16 protein-coding genes and 1 pseudogene are annotated in these 19342 nt (G+C 70.5%); 3 read left to right on the top strand and 14 right to left on the bottom strand.

The window, feature by feature from the left end:
* Window positions 1-194: 194 nt before the first annotated feature.
* Window positions 195-1731: pseudogene (locus tag ACTWQR_RS42110) on the top strand (ISL3 family transposase).
* A 290-nt stretch (window positions 1732-2021) separates the two neighbouring features.
* Window positions 2022-3761, top strand: a complete 1740-nt coding sequence (locus ACTWQR_RS42105) for a GAF domain-containing protein (RefSeq protein ID WP_443232552.1) — start codon at window positions 2022-2024, stop codon at window positions 3759-3761.
* A 160-nt stretch (window positions 3762-3921) separates the two neighbouring features.
* On the opposite strand, the gene ACTWQR_RS42100 is transcribed toward ACTWQR_RS42105, so the two are convergent.
* The 9 genes from ACTWQR_RS42100 to ACTWQR_RS42060 all read right to left on the bottom strand — a co-directional run bounded on the left by ACTWQR_RS42100 (window position 3922) and on the right by ACTWQR_RS42060 (window position 14342).
* On the bottom strand, window positions 3922-4290 hold the full coding sequence (locus tag ACTWQR_RS42100) for a hypothetical protein (RefSeq protein ID WP_443232551.1): 369 nt from the start codon (window positions 4288-4290) through the stop codon (window positions 3922-3924).
* A gap of 30 nt (window positions 4291-4320) precedes the next feature.
* Complete coding sequence (locus tag ACTWQR_RS42095; RefSeq protein WP_443232550.1) at window positions 4321-4575, bottom strand: DUF2933 domain-containing protein; 255 nt, start codon at window positions 4573-4575, stop codon at window positions 4321-4323.
* 57 nt (window positions 4576-4632) lie between these two features.
* Window positions 4633-4899, bottom strand: a complete 267-nt coding sequence (locus ACTWQR_RS42090) for an SHOCT domain-containing protein (RefSeq protein WP_443232549.1) — start codon at window positions 4897-4899, stop codon at window positions 4633-4635.
* A 562-nt stretch (window positions 4900-5461) separates the two neighbouring features.
* Entirely contained in the window at window positions 5462-6232 is a 771-nt protein-coding gene (narI, locus tag ACTWQR_RS42085) for a respiratory nitrate reductase subunit gamma (protein WP_443232548.1), read from the bottom strand.
* Window positions 6229-6891 carry a nitrate reductase molybdenum cofactor assembly chaperone gene (gene narJ, locus ACTWQR_RS42080; protein ID WP_443232547.1) on the bottom strand — a complete coding sequence of 221 codons (663 nt, stop codon included), beginning with the start codon at window positions 6889-6891 and terminating at the stop codon, window positions 6229-6231. The genes narI and narJ overlap by 4 nt, the downstream gene beginning before the upstream one ends.
* Window positions 6888-8612 carry a nitrate reductase subunit beta gene (gene narH, locus ACTWQR_RS42075; RefSeq protein ID WP_443232546.1) on the bottom strand — a complete coding sequence of 575 codons (1725 nt, stop codon included), beginning with the start codon at window positions 8610-8612 and terminating at the stop codon, window positions 6888-6890. The genes narJ and narH overlap by 4 nt, the downstream gene beginning before the upstream one ends.
* Entirely contained in the window at window positions 8612-12295 is a 3684-nt protein-coding gene (locus ACTWQR_RS42070; RefSeq protein WP_443232556.1) for a nitrate reductase subunit alpha, read from the bottom strand. The genes narH and ACTWQR_RS42070 overlap by 1 nt, the downstream gene beginning before the upstream one ends.
* A 308-nt stretch (window positions 12296-12603) precedes the next feature.
* Window positions 12604-13080, bottom strand: coding sequence for a hemerythrin domain-containing protein (locus ACTWQR_RS42065; protein WP_443232545.1), 477 nt, complete (start codon window positions 13078-13080; stop codon window positions 12604-12606).
* Between the two features lie 47 nt (window positions 13081-13127).
* Window positions 13128-14342 carry a nitrate/nitrite transporter gene (locus ACTWQR_RS42060; protein WP_443232555.1) on the bottom strand — a complete coding sequence of 405 codons (1215 nt, stop codon included), beginning with the start codon at window positions 14340-14342 and terminating at the stop codon, window positions 13128-13130.
* 387 nt (window positions 14343-14729) lie between these two features.
* On the opposite strand from ACTWQR_RS42060, the gene ACTWQR_RS42055 reads away from it, so the two are divergent.
* Complete coding sequence (locus ACTWQR_RS42055) at window positions 14730-15152, top strand: pyridoxamine 5'-phosphate oxidase family protein (protein ID WP_443232544.1); 423 nt, start codon at window positions 14730-14732, stop codon at window positions 15150-15152.
* Window positions 15153-15908: 756 nt separating this feature from the next.
* Here ACTWQR_RS42055 and ACTWQR_RS42050 read toward each other — a convergent pair.
* From ACTWQR_RS42050 to ACTWQR_RS42030, 5 genes are all read right to left on the bottom strand, one after another.
* Window positions 15909-16208: a hypothetical protein gene (locus tag ACTWQR_RS42050; protein WP_443232543.1), complete on the bottom strand. Its 300-nt coding sequence runs from the start codon at window positions 16206-16208 to the stop codon at window positions 15909-15911.
* A 92-nt stretch (window positions 16209-16300) separates the two neighbouring features.
* Window positions 16301-16657, bottom strand: coding sequence for a hypothetical protein (locus ACTWQR_RS42045; RefSeq protein ID WP_443232542.1), 357 nt, complete (start codon window positions 16655-16657; stop codon window positions 16301-16303).
* Window positions 16654-17268, bottom strand: coding sequence for a radical SAM protein (locus ACTWQR_RS42040; RefSeq protein ID WP_443232541.1), 615 nt, complete (start codon window positions 17266-17268; stop codon window positions 16654-16656). Before ACTWQR_RS42040 ends, ACTWQR_RS42045 begins: the two co-directional genes overlap by 4 nt.
* Window positions 17269-17902: 634 nt before the next feature.
* Complete coding sequence (locus ACTWQR_RS42035; protein ID WP_443232540.1) at window positions 17903-18406, bottom strand: hypothetical protein; 504 nt, start codon at window positions 18404-18406, stop codon at window positions 17903-17905.
* Window positions 18407-18508: 102 nt separating this feature from the next.
* Window positions 18509-19342 carry a DUF2249 domain-containing protein gene (locus tag ACTWQR_RS42030; protein ID WP_443232539.1) on the bottom strand — a complete coding sequence of 278 codons (834 nt, stop codon included), beginning with the start codon at window positions 19340-19342 and terminating at the stop codon, window positions 18509-18511.

Below are 19342 nucleotides of genomic sequence, written 5' to 3'. Positions count from 1 at the left end.
GGCGGCACTGAACGAGTTCGACCAGCTCTTCGACGGCCGCCTTACCGCCGGACGGGTATAGGCCAGTCGGACCATCCCAAAACCACTAGGCCAAAGGGCCTAAAAACACCTAAATCATGATAGACCCCTACCATGATTTAGGCTCTGTTCCGTAGTCGGTGGTGACGGCTGGTGACGGGTGTCGTTGACGTTGTATGCGAGATGTCAACTCCCTTGTGGCAACGGTGTTTTCAGGGCTTGCGGCGCTGGTCATCGATGATGTGGCGGACGACGGCGAGGTGATCCGGGTCTTGGCCCGGACTCGGGATGTTCCCTTTCCCTGCCCGATGTGCGGGGTCCCGACGGGGAGGGTGCACGGATACCACGTCCGGACCGTTGCGGATGTGCCGGTCGATGGCCGCCGGGTCGTGGTCAACGTCCGGGTACGACGTCTGGTCTGCCCCGTCCTGGGCTGTCGGCGGCAGACCTTCCGCGAGCAAGTCCCTGGGCCGATCGAGCGCCTTCAGCGCCGCACCACGCGTCTGACCAGCCAGGTCTCGGAGGTGGTCAAGGAGTTATGCGGCCGGGCGGGCTGCCCGGCTCACCCAGTTACCGGCCGTGCCCGTATCGTTCGCCACCGCCCTGCGGGTGCTGCGGGCAATCCCCCCGCCAGCGGTGCGGATCCCGAGGGTGACCGGGGTCGATGACTTCGCCCTGCGCCGCCGTCACCGCTACGCCACGATCATCATCGATGCCGAGACCGGGGAACGCGTCGATGTCCTGCCCGACCGCGAAGCCGCCACATTGGAGGCGTGGCTGCGCGGGCAGAAAGGGATCGAAGTCGTGTGCCGGGACGGCTCGGCCACCTACGCCGAGGCGATCCGCCGGGCCCTGCCCGACGCGGTGCAGGTCAGCGACCGCTGGCACCTGTGGCGGAACCTGTGCGACAAAGTCCTGGCCGAGGTCCGCGCCCACGCCCCCTGCTGGGCCACCGTCAACCCGCCCCGGCCCGGCGGCGTCCGCGAGCAGACCACCCGCGAGCGCCGGCACAAAGTCCACGCCCTCCTCGACTCCGGCGTCGGCCTGCTCGACTGCTCCCGCAGACTGAACCTCGCCCTGAATACCGTCAAGCGTTACGCCCGCATCCCCGAACCACCCGCGGATCGCATCGCCCCCCGCTACCGGCCCACCCTTGTCGACCCCTACCGCGACCACCTGCGCCGACGCCGGTCCGACAACCCGGCCGTTCCCGTCACGCACCTCCTGCACGAGATCAGGGAACTGGGCTATACCGGCAGTGCCAACCTGCTGGTCCGCTACCTCAATCAGGGCCGCGCCGAAGGCGACCGCCCCGTGACAACCCCCCGCCGCGTCGCCCGGCTCCTGCTCACCCACCCCGAGCACCTGTGGACCAAGGACACCGACCTGCTCGGCCTCCTCACCGCGGCGTGCCCGGAGATGACCGAACTCGCCCGACTCACCGGCGAGTTCGCCGCGCTCCTGACCCCGGCCCAGGCCAACGACGACAAGCTCACCCAGTGGATCGCCACAGTCCGCACCGCTGGCCTGCCCCACCTGCACAGCTTCTGCAACGGCCTCGAACTCGACCGCGCCGCCGTGAACGCCGGCCTCACCCTGCCCCACCACAACGGCCGGACAGAGGGCGTCAATACCCGAACCAAGAAGATCATGCGGCAGATGCACGGCCGAGCAGGATTCGACCTCCTCCGTCACCGCATCCTCCTGCAATAAAGAGAACGCACCGTCACCACCGACTACGGAACAGAGCCTAATTCATGACACTCCCCATCGCGGCCACCGACGAGACCACATCGAGCACCGCGGCCCACCCGAAGGCGCCCTGGCGCACACCGTCGCGGAGGGTGTCGCTGTTGCTGGTAAGGGCACCCCGATCGCAGGTGGCAGGAGAGTAATAGGATCTGAGCTGCCGTAACGGCCGTCTTTAACGCGTTCGCGGGTTGGCGGGGCCGTTGGGGCATGCTGGGAAGGTGCCAGCGGCATCTTTTCCGGAGGGAGCGGGAATGGCGGAAGGTCCTGCCGAGAAGCGAAGGGGCGGTCCGGCGGCACCCCACATGCGCCTGGATGAGCTGCTGGAGGGGCTGCAAGAGCAGGTGGCGCAGGTGCGTGCCACCCGGGACCGGGTACACACGCTGCTCGATGCGGTGCTGGCGATCGGCTCAGACCTCGATCTTGACGTGGTGCTGCGACGGATCACCGAGTCCGCGGTCACTCTGGTGGATGCCCGGTACGGCGCGCTGGGAGTGCTGGGCGAGGAAGGCCGGATCAGGCAGTTCATCACGGTCGGCGTGGACGAGGACACCATCAACGCGATCGGGCACTATCCCGAGGGCCAGGGCATCCTGGGGCTGCTGATCCGCGAGCCGGAGCCGCTGCGCCTGGCCGACCTGGGCCGGCATCCCGACTCTGTGGGCTTCCCCGAGGGGCATCCGCCGATGACCACGTTCCTGGGCGCGCCGGTGCGCGTGCGTGACCAGATCTTCGGAAACCTGTACCTGACCGACAAGCACGGCGGCGCGGAGTTCGACGACGAGGACGAGGCCGTGCTGCGCACCCTCGCGGCGGCGGCCGGCGTGGCGATCGACAACGCCCGGCTGTACGACGAGACGCGCCGCCGGGAGCGATGGCTGGCGGCGAGCAGCGATTTGACCCGCAGCCTGTTGTCCGGCACCGACACCGAGCAGGTACTGGACCAGATCGCCGCCACCGTCCGGCGTCTGGCCGACGCCGCGCTGGTGACGCTGGCGGTGCCCTTGGCCGATGGCGACGAGCTGGTGATCGAGGCAGCCGACGGCGAGGATGCCGAGCGGGTGCGCGGGCTGGTGCTGCCGGCCACCACGCTCGCCGCGAAGGTGTATCACTCCAACGAACGGATCACCAGCAGCGCGTTGTCCGAGGAGCCACAGGAAGGGGGCGGCTCCGCGGCACGGACCACCCTCGGCCCGGGGTTCCTGCTCCCGTTGGGCGGTCGCGAGCATGCCCGCGGTGTCGTCCAGGTCGCCAACCTGCCCGGCGGGGAGGAGTTCTCCGACGCCACCATGGCCATGATCAGCGGCTTCGCCGACCAGGCCGCACTGGCCCTGGAGATCGCCGAGCACCGGCGCGAGGCCGAGCACCTCATGGTCCTGACCGACCGCGACCGCATCGCCCGCGACCTGCACGACCTGGCCATCCAGCGGCTGTTCGCCTCCGGCCTGACGCTGAACTCGGTTCTCGGCCGGATCAGCGACCGGCCCAAGGTGGCCGAGCGCGTCCAGCGGGTGGTCGACGACCTCGACGACACCATCAAAACGGTCCGGACCACCATCTATGCGCTGCGCGAGCGCGACCGCTCGGACGGACACGGCGGGCTGCGCGCGAAGCTGCTGGCCGAGACCGACCAGGCCGCCGACACCCTCGGCTTCGCACCCGCGCTGCGCATGACCGGCCTGCTGGACACCGAGGTACCCGACGAGCACGCCGAGCACCTGCTGGCAGTGCTCCGCGAGACGCTGTCGAACGCCGCCCGGCACGCACACGCCACCGCGGTGGAGGTCACCGCCGAGACGGACGGCACCCGGCTGCGGCTGCGCGTCGCCGACAACGGACGAGGCATCGACCCGGCCGTCACCCGCCGCAGCGGCCTGGACAACCTCCGCCAACGCGCCACCGACCTGGGCGGCAACCTGGCTCTCACGCCGAACCAGCCCACCGGCACCATCGTCGAATGGACGGTCCCCCTGCCCACCCAGGCGGACGCCTGACCCGCCGCCCAACCGCACCTCCCGACCGGCTCGGTCCGCAGCGTCCCGTCAGGTCGACGCCCTGGAGTACGCGGGCATCCACGATCACTCCTCAGGATCGACACGAAACGCCGCCTGATGTTCGAGGCCGGCTCCGCGACGGTCAGAATGCCGACGGCGATCAAAAAGCCAGGTCAATGCCATCGTTACCGGTCACCTCCGGGCGGCCGGTCAACCCTGCCACAGGACGCATCCGGCGGCTGGGCCCGGGGTTCGCCCGGTTGAGCGGGCTGGGCCAGAACGCCGCGGTCTGCGTGGCACAGGCCGCCCGCTGCTCGCCGAAACGTCGGACTACCTCGCGTTCTTCCTGCGGGCCGGCCGGAGGTACATGGACACCAGCACCGGGAACATGATCAGAGTGGGGGGCGCGCCGCCCACGCGGCGGGCCGGCGGCGGGCAGCGGGGCTCGTCGGGGGACCAGGCGGGCGGTGTCGTAGACGACGCCCGCCTGGATCAGCACTCCGGCCGGCGTGGCGATCACGGCGGCCATGGCACCCACCGCACTGCTGCCGGGGCCTGGTCAAGCTCGCCCGGGACCAGTGTGGTGGTCATGCTTGTGCAACGGGTCGTCGTCCCGGTCGGCGGGACCATGACCGCCGGGCATGCCCGAGCCACCGTGCATGCCGCGCATCATGAAGAACATCATCAGGGGGCAGGCGGCGACGATCGCCAGCCAGACCATGGTCGCCAGCGGGACACCCAGCGCGAGGGCGCCGACGAGTGCGATCGCGGCGGCGATGGCGTACAAGCCGTAGTTGCGGTTGTTGGTGTTCATCGCGGATCTCCTTCACTGCAGGGCTCGGCCGCAACGAGTGCGGCCCTATGGATTGCTTCAGGACTTGGTGAGCGGGCCGGCGCGCAACGCGCTCAGGCGGCGCCAGTACTCCTCCTCATCGATCTCCCCGCGGGCGAACCGGACCCCGAGAACCTGCTCGGGCGTGGACGCCACGGGGGTGTGGGTGTGCTCCCCCGGGGGGCGGTTCAGAGCACGGAAGAGCAGCACGGCTGCGGTGATGATCAGCGCCCAGAACAAGATCATGCTGGCCGACATCGCGAACCAGCCCCATCCGCTCACGTCGTGGTCGTACCAGGACATCATCGCCACTCACCTGCTCGGGGTATCCGGCGCGGCCCGCCGGTGGGGTTCTTGCCTTACTCGAATGCTCTTCTTCGAACCGGATCAGGGGCAGGGGCCGGATGGTCCCAGCCGCTGGGCCGACCAGCACTTACGGGGTGGGGGTAAGCGGACAACGCTGGACGAGACCTGACAAAGGAGTCGAATGGCATGGGGCCGGGCCCTCGGGCCCGACCCATCCGGGCGAGGACCAGGGAAGGGACGACGGCATCGCCTGCGGGGTCCTTCCCCGCAGAAGCCTCGTCAGCACGACCGGATCCGCTTCACCCACCCGCGGAGTCAGCGACGACGTCGGCGGGAGCACGCGTCCCTCCGACGTCGACCAGGCCCTGGGTGTGGATCTGGCCCTCGACTCGCCCCGGTGGCTGCTCGGATGGCACAGCGCCGCCGAGGTCCTGGCGGCATCCGAAGGAGCTGAACGACGCAGTACGGGCCGGCGTGGAAGTGCGGAGGCCCGGCCTTTTGCAGAGATCTGATCCGGCAACAGACGACCAGCCGGTCAGCCGAAGGGCCATCCACAAGGCGCTCATGCCCCGGTGCGTTCCCAGCCCCGGCGCGGAGCCCGGGTGCCGAGTTGGGTGTCGCGGCTGCGGTAGACGATGTAGGGGCGGGTCAGGTAGCCGAGCGGTGCGGTGAGCATGTGCACGAGCCGGGTGAACGGCCAGGCCGCGAACAGCAGGAGGGCGCTGAGGGCGTGGAGCTGGAAGAGCACCGGGGCTTCGGTCATCAGGGCGGGGTCTGGCTGAAGGTAGAAGATGGAGCGGAACCAGGGGGAGATGGTCTCGCGGTAGTCGTATCCCCCGCCGACGACGTTCGCGGCCACGGTTGCGGCCAGGCCGAGCACGATGGTGACGGTCAGGGAGACGTACATGGCCTTGTCGTTGCGGGTGGTGGCGGAGAAGACCGGGCCGACCGTGCGGCGCCGGTAGATCAGGATGGCCAGCCCGCCGAGCGTGGCGACGCCCGCGATGGTGCCGAGCACGACTGCGCCGATGTGATAGGTGTCCTCGCTGATCCCGACCGCTTCGGTCCAGCTCTTGGGGATGACCAGTCCGCCGATGTGGCCGATCAGGACTACCAGGATGCCGAAGTGGAACAGCGGGCTGCCGATGCGCAGCAGTCGGCTCTCGTACAGTTGGGAGGAGCGGGTGGTCCAGCCGAACTTGTCGTAGCGGTAGCGCCAGACGTGGCCGAGGACGAACACCGCGAGGACGACGTAGGGCAGCACGACCCACAGCAGGATGCCGCCGGTTCCTGACTCCGCCGCCAGGGTGAGGTGCCGCGCGGGTGCGGTCATCGTGGACCTCCTACGACGGGGTCGGGCAGGAACACGGGCGATGCGTACGGGTCCAGGCCGACCTGCTCCTCGGGCGGGCCCTGGGCGGCGAGGCGCATGACGGCTTGGCGGTCGTCGCCGGCGAGGGCGGGCAGGGTGGCGGAAACCGAGTCCAGTACCTGTGCCCAGGGGGAGCCGTCGTCGTTCAGGGCCAGCCGCAGCAGCTCCAGGCCGGCACGATGTTCGGTGAGCAAGCGCGCCCCCGCGGCAGGGTCGGTGGCGGCGAATTCGAGGACGACGGCCAGGTGGTCGGGCAGTTCGTCGTCGCCCAGGCGCCATCCCGCCGCGGCGTAGGTCTGCTTCAGTCGCAGCAGGCCGATGCCGCGCTTCCTGGTGTCGCCGTAGGCGTAATACGTCAGGTACGGGCAGCAGCGTTTGCGGTGGTCGAAGGTGGCCACGTAGGCGGCGGCCAGGTCGGCCGGGGCAGTCTGCTCGGCGTGTGCGGTGAAGCGGACCAGGGGGCGAGCAACCGAGTCGGGAAGGGCGGCGGCGACCCGGTCGGCCAGGGCCAGGCGCTGTGCGAACCGCTCGTCGGGGTAGGCGAGCAGCAGGGACTGGGCCTGCCAGGCATGGGGATGCCAGGACTCGGTGCGGGCTGTGCGCGTGGTCTTCCGTTTCATGGCTTCGGCTCGACCTCCCCACCACTGTCCGCGCCGCTGCCGCTGCCGGATGGTGTGTCCGGGAACAGGCCGGGCGGGGTGCCCTTGCCGTCCCAGTTGAGGAGGTTGACGCGGGTGGCCTTGCCGGTGGGCGTGGCTTGGGTGTCGGAGGTCTGGCGGTCGCGCAGGGCGTGGAAGTTCTCCACGGCGATCGGGGCGGCGCCGCCGGAGGTCTCGCCGAAGGGGCCGGAGCCTCCCATGCCGGGGCCGCCCTCGTAATCGAGGCTGCACTCGGTGGCCAACTCCTCGAGCTTGTGGGCCTGTTCGGCGTGGGCGGGCGGGATGACGTACCGCTCGTCGTACTTGGCCAGCGCCAGCAGCCGGTACATGTCGTAAATCTGCTCCCCGCTCATGCCGACCGCCTTGGGGATGGCGTCGTTGGGTTCGCGGCCGAGGTTGATGTCGCGCATGTACGCGCGCATGGCGGCCAGCCGGTGCAGCACCGCATCGACAGGCTGTGGATCGCCCGCGGTGAACAGCTGGGCGAGGTAATCGACGGGGATGCGCAGGGCGTCGACCGCGGCGAAGAGGTTGCGGTGGTCCTCGGCGTCCTCGCCGGTGTCACGGACGGCGTCCACCACCGGGGACAGCGGTGGGATGTACCAGACCATGGGCAGCGTGCGGTACTCCGGGTGCAGCGGCAGGGCCACCTTGAAGGTGTTGATCAGGGCGTGGATCGGGGAGCGCTGGGCGGCCTCGATCCAGTCGCGGGGGATGTCCGCCTTCTCGGCTGCGGCGATGACGTCCGGGTCGTTGGGGTCGAGGAAGACCTGCCGCTGGGCTTCGTACAGGCCGGTCTCGTCCGGGGTGGAGGCGGCTTCCAGGACGCGGTCGGCGTCGTAGAGAACGAGGCCGATGTAGCGCAGCCGGCCCACACAGGTCTCGGAGCAGACGGTGGGCAGGCCGACCTCGACGCGCGGGAAGCAGAAGGTGCACTTCTCGGCCTTGCCGGTGCGGTGGTTGAAGTAGACCTTCTTGTACGGGCAGCCCGTGACGCACATGCGCCAGCCGCGGCAGCGGTCCTGGTCGACCAGGACGATGCCGTCCTCCTCACGCTTGTAGATGGCGCCGGAGGGGCAGGAAGCCGCGCAGGACGGGTTGAGGCAGTGTTCGCAGATCCGCGGCAGATAGAACATGAAGGTCTGCTCGAACTCGAACTTGATCTTCTCCGCGACCTCGTTCAGCAGGACGTCCTGCTCGCTGGTCGCAGCCGAGCCGCCGAGGTCGTCGTCCCAGTTCGCCGACCAGGCGATCTTCATGTCCTTGCCCGAGATCAGGGACTTGGGGCGGGCGACCGGGGTGTGCTCCTGCAACGGAGCGTTGGTCAGCGTCTCGTAGTCGTACGTCCACGGCTCGTAGTAGTCGTCGAGAGACGGCAACACCGGGTTGGAGAAGATCTGGATCAGCTTCCTGAACCGGCCGCCGGCTTTGAGTGCGAGGCGGCCGCGTTTGTTGAGTTCCCAGCCGCCCTTCCAGGTTTCCTGGTCCTCGTAGCGGCGGGGGTAGCCCTGGCCGGGACGGGTCTCGACGTTGTTGAACCACACGTACTCCACCCCGGTACGGTTGGTCCACGCCTGTTTGCAGGTGACCGAGCAGGTGTGGCAGCCGATGCACTTGTCGAGGTTCATCACCATCGCCATCTGGGCCATACAGCGTCCGATGGCGGCTTCGCCACGGGGCATCAGTACGTCACCTCCTGGTTGGCGCGGCGGCGGATGACGGTCACCTCGTCGCGCTGGTTGCCGGTCGGGCCGAGGTAGTTGAAGGCGTACGACAGCTGGGCGTAGCCGCCGATCAGATGGCTGGGTTTGATCAGCAGGCGGGTCAGGGAGTTGTGGATGCCGCCGCGCCGACCTGTCGTCTCGGTGCGGGGCACGTCGATGAGCCGGTCCTGGGCGTGGTGCATGTAGACGGTGCCCTCCGGCATGCGGTGCGAGACGACCGCGCGGGCGGCGACGACGCCGTTGCGGTTGACGGCCTCGATCCAGTCGTTGTCCTTCACGCCGACCTTGGCCGCGTCCTGGGCGCTCATCCAGATCGTCGGGCCTCCCCGGGAGAGGGAGAGCATGAACAGGTTGTCCTGGTACTCGGAGTGGATGGACCACTTGTTGTGCGGGGTCAGATAGCGCACGGTCACGCCCAGCTCCCCTACGTCCCCGAGGCGCGGCTCGTCGAACAGGGCGTCCATGTTCAACGGGGGCCGGTAAACAGGCAGTTGTTCACCGAGTGCGGTGATCCAGTCGTGGTCGAGATAGAAGTGCTGGCGGCCGGTGAGGGTGTGCCAGGGCTTGAGGCGCTCGACGTTGACGGTGAACGGCGAGTAGCGGCGCCCGCCCGTCTCCGAGCCGGACCACTCGGGTGAGGTGATGACCGGGACCGGTGCGGCCTGGGTGTCGGCGAAGGTGATCTGCTTGCCCTCGTGCTCGGCGGCCAGGTCGGCGAGCTGTGTGCCGGTGCGGGCTTCGAGGGTGTGGAAGCCCTGGGTGGCGAGACGGCCGTTGGTGGTGCCGGAGAGGGCGAGGATCGCCTCGCAGGCGTGTACGTCCCTGGCGATGGAGGGCCGTCCATCGGCCGCTCCGCCGCGCACGGTGCCGTTCTTGTGGCGCAGGTACTCCAGCTCGCGGTCGACCTTGAAGGTGATGCCCTTGGTGGTGGCGCCGAGGGAGTCCAGCAGCGGGCCGAGGGCGGCCATCTTCTCGGCGACGGCCGCGTAGTCGCGCTCCACCGTCACCAGCTTCGGCATCGTGCGGCCGGGCACTGGCTCGCACTCCCCTGCCTTCCAGTCGAGCACCTTCCCGTGCGGGTTGGCCAGTTCGTCGGGAGTGTCGTGCAGCAGCGGCGCGGCCACGACATCCTTGCGGGCGCCGAGGTGGTCGGCGGCCTGGCGGCTGAACTCCTTGGCCAGGGTGTGGAAGGCGTCCCAGTCGGTGCGGGTCTGCCAGGGCGGGGCGATCGCCGGGTTGAAGGCGTGCACGAAGGGGTGCATGTCCGTGCTGGACAGGTCGTGTTTCTCGTACCAGGTGGCTGCGGGCAGGACGACGTCGGAGAAGACGGTCGTGCTGGTCATCCGGAAGTCCAGCGTCAGCAGCAGGTCGAGCTTGCCGGCCGGCGCCTCCTCCCGCCACACCACGTCCCGCGGACGGGCATCCGGCGGCGCCTCAGTGGCACGCACGGACGCGTCGGTGCCGAGCAGATGCTTGAGGAAGTACTCGTTGCCCTTCGCCGACGAGCCCAGAAGATTGGCCCGCCATACGGTCAGTACGCGCGGGAAGTTCTCCGGCGCGTCCGGGTCCTCGCCCGCGAACTTCAGCCGTCCTGTCTTGAGTTCGTCCACGATGTGCTCGCCGACCGGGCGGCCCGCGGCCTGTGCCGCGTCGGCGAGGTCGAGCGGGTTGCGGTCGAAGGTCGGGTACGACGGCATCCAGCCCATCCGCGCGGACTGGGCGATGACATCGGCGGTGGTCTTCCCGGCAAAGGGACCCCCCGCACCGGCCGCCGAGAGCGTGTCGGCCGAGAAGGGGTCGTAGCGGAACTGGTCGCTGTGCAGATACCAGTACGCGGTCTGGATCATCAACCGGGCCGGCCGGTTCCAGTCGGCCGCGGTCGCGATCGCCGAGTAGCCGGTGATCGGGCGGACCTTCTCCTGGCCGACGTAGTGCGCCCAGCCGCCGCCGTTGACCCCCTGACAGCCGGTCAGCGTCGTGAGAGTCAGGAAGGCCCGGTAGATGGTGTCGGAGTGGAACCAGTGGTTGGTACCCGCCCCCATGATGATCATCGAGCGGCCGCCGGACTCCTCCGCGTTGGCCGCGAACTCCCGGGCGATCCGGGCGGCCCGGCCCGCGTCCACGCCGGTGATGGCCGCCTGCCAGGCCGGGGTGTACGGCTCTTCCGCGTCCTCGTACGAGGACGGCCATCGTCCGGGCAGGCCGTCTCGGGCCACTCCGTACTGGGCCAGCATCAGGTCGTACACCGTGGTCACCAGACGCCCCGCCACCCGCCGCACCGGCACGCCGCGCCGCAGCCGTCCCGCGCTGCCGTCTGGCGCGTCGAAGCGCGGTAGGTCGACCGCGACCGGCGTCTGGTCACCGCCTTCGGCGGACAGCAGGGGCTGGGTGTCGCCGAGGTCCAGGTTCCACTTCCCGGCGCCGGCCGCGCCGTAGCGGTCGCCGAGCGTGCCATTGGGCACCACCGGCCGCCCTGTGACCGCGTCCAGCAGTACGGTTCGAAACTCCGCGTGATCGGCCTCCGCGTACTCGACGCCGAGGTCGGCGGCGGTAAGGAACTTGCCCGGCCGGTAGGTGCCCGGCTCACCCTCGGCCTCGTCAAGGGCAACCAGGAAGGGCAGATCCGTGTACTTCTTGACGTAGTCGGTGAAGTACGGCGTGGCCCGGTCGACGAAGAACTCCTTGAGGACGACATGCCCCATCGACATCGCCAGCGCCCCGTCGGTGCCGGGCTGAGCCGCAAGCCACTCGTCGGCGAACTTCACGTTGTCCGCGTAGTCCGGGGAGACCGCCACCACCTTCTGGCCCCGATAGCGGGCCTCCGCCATCCAGTGCGCGTCCGGCGTCCGCGTCACCGGCAGGTTGGAACCCCACATGATCAGGTAGCCGGCATCCCACCAGTCCCCCGACTCCGGCACGTCGGTCTGGTCGCCGAACACCTGCGGCGACGCCACCGGCAGGTCGGCGTACCAGTCGTAGAACGACAGCATCGCCCCGCCGAGCAACGAGTAGAACCGGGCTCCGGCCGCGTGCGAGACCATCGACATCGCGGGGATCGGCGAGAACCCGGCCAGCCGGTCGGGCCCGTACGCCTTGATGGTGTGTACGTGGGCGGCGGCGACCATCTCCACCGCCTCGTCCCAACTCGCCCGCACCAGGCCGCCCTTGCCGCGCGCCTGCTTGTAGCGACGGGCGCGCTCGGGGTCGGAGACGATGTCCGCCCAGGCCGCCGCCGGATCCCCGAGGCGGGTCTTGGCCTCGCGGTACATCTGCAGCAGTACGCCGCGTACGTACGGGTAGCGGACCCGGGTGGGCGAGTACGTGTACCAGGAGAACGCCGCACCGCGCGGGCAGCCCCGCGGCTCGTACTCGGGGCGGTCCGGGCCCACCGACGGGTAGTCGGTCTGCTGCGCCTCCCAGGTGATGATGCCGTCCTTGACGTACACCTTCCACGAACACGAACCGGTGCAGTTCACGCCGTGCGTGGAGCGCACCACCTTGTCGTGCGACCACCGGTCCCGGTAGAACTCGTCCGCCTGTCGGCCGCCCTTTCGGTGCAGGGTGCGCAGGTCGTCGGAGACCTCCGCCCGGGTGAAGAACCGGCGGCTGCGCACCAGCGCCTCCGCCAGATCGCTGTCCATGGCCGCCTGCGTCTGTTCCCGGCTGGTCTCCGTGCTCACCGTGCCACTCCGCCCCGGGCGCCACGGGCCCGTTCGAATTGTGATCGGTTCCGGCCGCAAACGACTCTACGACCGCCGCCCCCTGAAGGGTCAACAGCCACACCACGAACAACGCGGGGCCTGATAAAGATCGCCTGCGTGCAGGGGCCGGTTACCCCGGCTCCGCGCGGCCAAGCCCTCGTCTGCAAAGCCCCGTACCCCCGCTCAGGTGGGGCGGGGGTACGGGGCTTGCGTGGTGTGTCGCCCTGCCGGGGCTGGAGGGCGATCGGTCAGGCGGACGGCCGGGACAGGGCGTCGCCCGCCTTCAGACGCTCGGCCTCGACCGCTTCCCACTCCTCAGTGCTGAGGTTGGCGAGTGCGGCCGGGAAGACGCCGTCCTGTTCCTTGAGGATGTGATCGCGCAGCATCGCCATCGCCCCCAGCAGCCGGTCGGGCCAGGCCGGATCCGAGGGCGTGACGCCGTCGGCGGCCTCCACCAGGACGGCCTCGATCCGACGATGTTCGGCCTCCAGGGCGGAGATCTGCTCCGGGAAGTCCCGGGCCATCGCGGGAAACAGCCCATGCTCCTCCACCTGGGTGTGGGGGCCAAGCACGGTCGCGATCTCGCGGGCGACCTGTGCCATCCGGTCCACGTCACCGTTCTGGTGAGCGGGGCGGAGGTGGCTGATCAAACGGACGACCTCGTCGTGCTCCCGGGTCAGCTCGTCGATCGACGCCAGAGACTGGCAGCCGCAGTACTCGCACACCGGTCCTCTCCCTGCCCTTCGTTCCCGCTGGTCCCGTCCGTGTGCCCTTATGCGGTGGTGCCGGCGGTGGTGCCGTGCCCGCGCCGGCGATCAGTGCGGGGCTTCCGCTCCCCACCTTCGGCGGCCGCGCGGACGGCGGTGAGGGTGAAGCCCAGCGCCGCGGTGGCCACGATCGCGAGCAGGACAAGGCCGATCGCGTACGACTCGTACGCCCCGTACAGCGAGCCCATGACCAGCGGCGGCAGGAAGCCGCCCAGGCCGCCTGCGGCGCCGACCACTCCGGTGACCGAGCCGACCTGGTTGGGCGGGGTCATCAGGGCCACCAGGGCGAAGGTCGCTCCGCTGGCTGCGCCGAGCGCGGCGGCCATGGCCAGGAAGGCGATGGTGCCCAGCGGTGCCAGGGCCGGGGTGAACGACTGGGTCACGGCCCCGGCCACGACCACCGCGAGCGAGCCGGCCAGCACGCGGGCCGGGCCCATACGGTCCGACAGCCAGCCGCCGACAGGCCGCATCGCCACCGCGAAGAGCACGAACCCTGCCATGCGGTTCGCGGCGTCGGCCTGGGTGAGGCCGTAGCCGGTCTTGAGGTAGGTGGGCAGATAGACGGAGAAGGCCACGTAGCCGCCGAACGCGACCGCGTACAGCGCGGACGCCTGCCATGTGATGGGCAGCCGGAAGGTGGCGGCCAGTCGGCGGGCCAGCGGCTCGGTCGGCACGGTACGACCGGGAGCGTCACGCAGCAGCAGCGCGGCAACCACGGCGTACACGGCCAGCACCGCGGCGGTGATCAGGAACGGAGTGGACATGCTGCCCGCGTCGACCAGCTTCACCGTCGTCAGTGCGCTGATCGCGGTGCCGCCCATGCCGGCGCCGAAGACACCGATGGCAAGCCCTCGCCGCTCGGGCGGGAACCAGGCGTTGACGAGCGGCACACCAACAGCGAAGGCGGTGCCGCCGATGCCGAGGAAGAACCCGCCGACCAGCAGGGCGGCGAGGGAGGAGTGCCCGGCCAGGCCGAGGTAGAGCACCGGCACGATGGTGGCCGCCGACACGATCGGGAACATGACCCGTCCGCCGAACCGGTCGGTCAGCGCGCCCACCGGGATCCGGCCCAGCGAGCCGACCACGACCGGCACCGCCACCAGCAGCGACTGCTCGAACGACGACAGGTCGAGGCCATCCTTGAACCGAGGGCCGAGCGGGCTGAGCAGCGCCCACGCCCAGAAGTTCACGGCGAAACCGACCGTGGCCAGGGCCAGCATCAGCCACGCCCGTCCGGACACCTGCGCACCCGACGGTGAGCTGTCGCTCTTCGACTTCAACGGCTGGACCATGTTGTCCGTCCCTTTCCTCTTCATGGTGGTACTGCGCCACCGGGATCGCACGCGCACCGCAGGCCCCGTGCCTGCGGAGCAGCGGGCCGTCTCCACTGTCCGCGTCAGCACTCACCGGAGGCATGGGCCGTCAGTCCCTGCCGGCGGACAGACGGTCCCCGGGTTCGGACCCGGCCGTCCTCCAAACAGCCCCGATGTACCACCTGCCCGCGCGGCTCCCGCGTAACGACGGCTGCGATCGGCCGTCCCTCGCGCGGCGAGGGGTAGGGCCGGTCGGCCCTACCCCCTGGCCACGATCGCGGGGACGATGGACCGATGTTCCAGAACGACGCCTTTCGCGCACTCGACCGACAGGAGTGCCTGCGCCTGCTCGCCAAGGTGCCGGTCGGCCGCGTGGTCTACACCCGGCAGGCACTGCCCGCGGTCCTCCCCATCAACTTCTCCCTGGACGCGGACGCCTCCGTTCTGCTGCGCACCTCACAGGACTCGGACCTCGTACGCGCCATCGACGGCGTCGTGGTCGCCTTCGAGGCGGACGAGTTCGACGCGGCGACCCGGTCCGGCTGGAGTGTGGTCGTCACCGGACGGGCCACCGTGGTGACCGACCCAGCCGAGCACGACCGGCTCACGCAGGCCGGCCCCACTTCCTGGATGCCCCTGCGGGAGGCCGTGTTCGTACGGATCGAATCCGAAATGGTCACCGGACGCGACCTCAAAGGAACGCGCGGCCCTCAGTGAGGCGCAGCCCGCAGCGTTCCTCTGCGCTTCTGCCGCCTGCACGGCCGACCGTGCACACACCGACGGTGCGGAGTCAGTCCGTCGGCTCGGTCCACAGACCACTTCCCATGTGAGAAGCCTCTGGCTCTGACCCCGCGACGGCAGTATGTACGGGATCTGCGGCCGCACGGGGCGTACGTCCGCCGTCCGGGCCGTACCCGAAACGGATCAGCGGTTGCGGGCAGCACCGCCGCCTCGATCCCGCCATCGCCGCCCGCAGGTCCGGCCACTCCATCGCCTGGTGCAGTATCGAGGTGCGCACCCCGCGCCGGTCGCCGTGGGCGACACATGCTCCAGGGCCTGGCCCGCCCGCAACCAGTCCTCCCGCCGATCGTGAGATGTCCACAGCAGGGCCGCCTGGGCGTGGCGTTCGAAACGCAGGGCGGGCAGCCGCGGCGGGCAAGGCGGCGGTGAAGTCCCGCACCGGCATCCGCCCGGAGGCATCCCGCGGGCCGGGCTGTGATGGGAATGCCGTAGGAGACGTCCGTTCCCGGAGCGGTGATCCAGGTGCGCGCCTCGGCTGCGCGGGCAGGATGGACGGCGTTGCGGGCCTCCGCCGCCTGGGTCAGGCGCAGCAGGCGCCGGGTTCCCGGGATATCAGGTATCTCCAAGTGGCCGCCCTCGGCCCGGGCCGAGCTGATCATCTCGGTCACGATCGGCTCCGGAACCGGGCGGCCGGTGAACGGCATCCGGCTCGTGTGGCGCCGCTCGACCGCCTCATGCAGGTCGCACAAGAGCAGCTGCGCGTCTGGGGGCGGGCCCGGCCAGTTGCACCGTGGCCAGCAGGTCCCGATCGTGTGCGGCGGGAAGCAGCCGGACGATGGGATCCCAGCCCAGATGCACAGCGGCCACCCGCGGGTTGAAGACGGCCGCGCCCACCGACGGCTGCTGGGGCGGGCAGATCCGGGTCGGCCATCGGCAGCTGCCGCCGCCGGTCGACACGACCTCGACCGACCGGCTCTCCGGGGCCAGGCCGAACCGCCAGGGCTGCGTGCTGTGGATCGACGGCGCCGCCACGCCGGCCCAGGAGCGACCCCACCGTGGCTGCGTCCAGCAGGGCTTGGGTGCGCAAGATGCCTTCTCTTCCTTCCTTCGTCGTGGCCGCCCGGTCAGGTGGCGGGCAGGGCCATGGCCAGGAGCACGACGCCGAGTGAGCCGACGAGGGAGACGACCGCCAGGGCCCGGGCCAGGTCGGCGCGGCCCTTGGCGTGGGCGATGCCGTGGCCGGCCGCGGCGAGCATCACCAGGGCGAACAGGGCGAGTTTGGTTGCCAGGGTGCGGCCGTAGCCAGGTTCGGCGAGGGAGGCCCAGGTGACGCACTTGTGCCAGGCCATGGCCCAGCCGGTGGCCAGCTGCACGGGCAGGAACACCGCTCCGGTCGGCAGGCCGAAGCGGCGGCCGGCTGCGGCGGTGAAGCTGTCCTTGGCCTCCGGGGCCAGCAGGTGGCGGGCCAGTGGCAGGATCACCTCAGGGCGGGCAGGTCGGCCCACACGCCGGTGAGGACGCCCACGACCCCGGTGTTGACGCCGGCCAGCCGGGCGTTGCTCCACCGCCGGTCGGGCTGCGGGGCGTGCAGCATGGCGACGGCGAAGTGCTCGCTCCACACCACGATGGCGGTGGTGGCGGCGCCCAGCAGGAACAGGTGGATCGCCAGCCAGCGGGCCACCGGCAGCGTCTGCTGGGCGGTCGCCGACAGCAGCGAGAGCCCGACGGCGCCCGCCGATTGCAGGTCCCGCAGCCGCTCCGCGGTGAGTGTCGGGGTGCCGGACGGGGACACCGCGACCCGGACCCCGACCTCCCGGCCGTAAGCGGTGAGCTCCGTCAGGTCGGGGCGCTGGAACGGGTCACCGCCGGTGATCACGAACAGTGGGGCGGGCTGCCCGAAGGCGGCCACCTGGTCCAGCAGGTTCTTCGCGGCGGCGGTGTCCAGCTCGCGCCGGTCGCGGTCGGGCACGGCCTCGGCACGGCAGTGCAGGCACGCCAGCGGGCAGGCCCGGGTGGACTCCCAGATGACGATGAACGGCCGCTCCCTCGCGTCGTGCCGCTGGCGGCGGATCGCCTGGACGGCGGCGCTCATCACACCGCCCTGCCCAGCGCGCGGGGGCTGCGTCCGGCCGCCCTGGAGTCAGGGCAGACGAGGCGGGCGGCCGGACGGTGACCGGGCCGGACCGTGCGCGGCACCCACCGCGAGCGACAGCGGTGGAATCGGCCTTGAGGACGGTCGACGTGGTCGTGCACGGGGTACCTCCGGATCGGTCGCCGTCAGCATCCACCGGCGGCGGTGGCCGGCGCGGCGGCCAATGGTCTTCTCGAACAGGGCCGATGGTCCCGCTTCGCGGCAGGTGCCACAGGGCCGGACGGCCCGTCAGAGAGGCGACGTGGCGCTGGAGAACGGCCCGGGGAGCGCCCCTGGGGCCGGTGTCGGAAGTGGCGTCGTCCGCCCGGAGGGCGGGCCGGGCCGCGGCGATGGGGGTCCCCCGCGCGAGCTCAGGTCCGAGCGTAGTGGAGCGTGCTCTCGGCGTGCCGGGCGGAAGCCCTCGTACTGGATGTACTTGGGCTGGATGTACTTGGGCTGGATGTACTTGGGCCTTTTGCCCCGTGTGGCGAGAGCACGTGCCAGGCGTCGGCCGGCCGGCGCCACTTCCGACACAGGCCCCAGGCACCCCCGGACAGCGCGGGTCCAGGTCCCGTCCGTGCGCGCGGCCGCGTGTTCAGGAGCGGTTCGCGCAGCGGGGTGCCAGGGCGTCCGCGGTGGCAACCATGGCGACGCCCAGGCCGGTCAGTGCGGCGCCCAGGCCCGTGACCAGGGTCGTGAGGTGCCACGCCTGGTAGGCGGACATCAGGGAGGCCCGCAGGGACTGGCCCATGAAGGCGGTCTGGCGCAGCTTGGAGAGCTTCTCGTCGTCGCCTCCGGTGGCGTGCAATTCGGCAGTGATCTCGGCGTAGGTGCGGCCGCCGGTGGCCTGGTCGAGATTGCCCTTGATGAACTCGGCGTAGGCGTGCGCTTCGGGGCCGGTTTCCACGCGTCGGCCGGAGTGGGCGGCGAGTTCGGCGGGCAGTCCGTGATCGGGGAAGGTGATCTTCTGGGCGGCCAGCTCGGTACGGATCTCCTTCCTGCCACCGCGGCCGCGCCACACCATGACCGGCCCGGCGACTGCCAGGGCTGTACCGACCGTCCCGAGCAGGAGGCCGGCCCGACGGTGTGATCCATCCATGACGTGTTGTCCTTCTTCCTCATGTGCTTGCGGGTGCGGCGGTGGGTGCCAGCCTGGTGAGGCAACGTCCTTGCGCCGCTGGGAGGTTGGAGTGGCTTCGGGTCAGCGGTGGCTGAGCCGCAGCCGCCAGGTTCCGGGGCCGCGTACCAGGTACTCCACGGCGAAGACTCCCGGGCTGCGCTGTTCGATCTGCGCGAGCAGCGGCAGCGGGTCGTGCGGGGCGACCAGCACCATCGCGGTGCCCGCCGGGACGGCGTCGAGCGCGCCGAAGACCGTGGCGTGGCGCAGGGCGTGCGGAACCTCCCGCACATCCAGCTCGGGCTCGGCCGTCTCCTGCGCGCCGCCGCAACCGCAGACCCCGCCGCAACCGCCGGTCTCCTCGAACTGCTCTTCTCGCATGTCCTGTTCTTCCTCGATGTCCTGATCTTCCTGACCGCTCTTGTCGCCCGTGTCGTTCGCGAGCCGGTGGTGCATGTCGGCGAGCAGCTCTGCCAGGGAGACCTCGGGCGTCATGGCGAGCAGCGGCAGCACGAGGCCGTTCTCCTTGGCCACGTGCTCCTCGAAGAGCACCTGAAGGGCCCGGGCGTCGGCCGCCGCAGCCGCCGGACTGGGCGCGGTGTGCAGAGCGTCGATGAGGGCGGTCAGGCAGCGGTGTTCGCCGATGAGACTCTCGATCAGCAGGCGGGCCTCGGGCATGCGGTGCGCGACGGGATAGAGCGCGGCTTCCTCGGCTGCGGCGTGCGGCAGCAGCGAAAGGTCGCAGAAGGCCACGAGCCCGGCGCGGATCTTCTCCGCGGCGATCGAGTCGCGGTCCACGGCGGTGAGCAGCATCTTCACCCGGCCGGCCAGCTCCCCGGCCAGGCGGGCGTGATGCGCCTCGGCGCCTTGAAGGGCCGTGGCGTCTTCGGGGGCCGAGGCGAGGGTGAGCACGCTCAT

Source organism: Streptomyces sp. 2A115 (assembly GCF_052245575.1).
GTDB lineage: Bacteria > Actinomycetota > Actinomycetes > Streptomycetales > Streptomycetaceae > Streptomyces.
The sequence above is the reverse complement of the archived record's forward strand: the minus strand, read 5'-3'. Positions and strand labels throughout refer to the sequence as shown.

Bases quoted from the DNA above. Each gene is read 5' to 3' on its own strand.
- ACTWQR_RS42095 (WP_443232550.1), bottom strand. From the start codon at position 4,575: ATGAACACCAACAACCGCAACTACGGCTTGTACGCCATCGCCGCCGCG.
- narH (WP_443232546.1), bottom strand. From the start codon at position 8,612: ATGCCCCGTGGCGAAGCCGCCATCGGACGCTGTATGGCCCAGATGGCG.
- ACTWQR_RS42100 (WP_443232551.1), bottom strand. From the start codon at position 4,290: ATGGCCGCCGTGATCGCCACGCCGGCCGGAGTGCTGATCCAGGCGGGC.
- narJ (WP_443232547.1), bottom strand. From the start codon at position 6,891: ATGAAACGGAAGACCACGCGCACAGCCCGCACCGAGTCCTGGCATCCC.
- ACTWQR_RS42070 (WP_443232556.1), bottom strand. From the start codon at position 12,295: ATGGACAGCGATCTGGCGGAGGCGCTGGTGCGCAGCCGCCGGTTCTTC.
- ACTWQR_RS42040 (WP_443232541.1), bottom strand. From the start codon at position 17,268: ATGAGCGCCGCCGTCCAGGCGATCCGCCGCCAGCGGCACGACGCGAGG.
- ACTWQR_RS42055 (WP_443232544.1), top strand. From the start codon at position 14,730: ATGTTCCAGAACGACGCCTTTCGCGCACTCGACCGACAGGAGTGCCTG.
- ACTWQR_RS42105 (WP_443232552.1), top strand. From the start codon at position 2,022: ATGGCGGAAGGTCCTGCCGAGAAGCGAAGGGGCGGTCCGGCGGCACCC.
- narI (WP_443232548.1), bottom strand. From the start codon at position 6,232: ATGACCGCACCCGCGCGGCACCTCACCCTGGCGGCGGAGTCAGGAACC.
- ACTWQR_RS42060 (WP_443232555.1), bottom strand. From the start codon at position 14,342: ATGCTGGCCCTGGCCACGGTCGGTTTCGCCGTGAACTTCTGGGCGTGG.
- ACTWQR_RS42090 (WP_443232549.1), bottom strand. From the start codon at position 4,899: ATGATGTCCTGGTACGACCACGACGTGAGCGGATGGGGCTGGTTCGCG.
- ACTWQR_RS42035 (WP_443232540.1), bottom strand. From the start codon at position 18,406: ATGGATGGATCACACCGTCGGGCCGGCCTCCTGCTCGGGACGGTCGGT.
- ACTWQR_RS42030 (WP_443232539.1), bottom strand. From the start codon at position 19,342: ATGAGCGTGCTCACCCTCGCCTCGGCCCCCGAAGACGCCACGGCCCTT.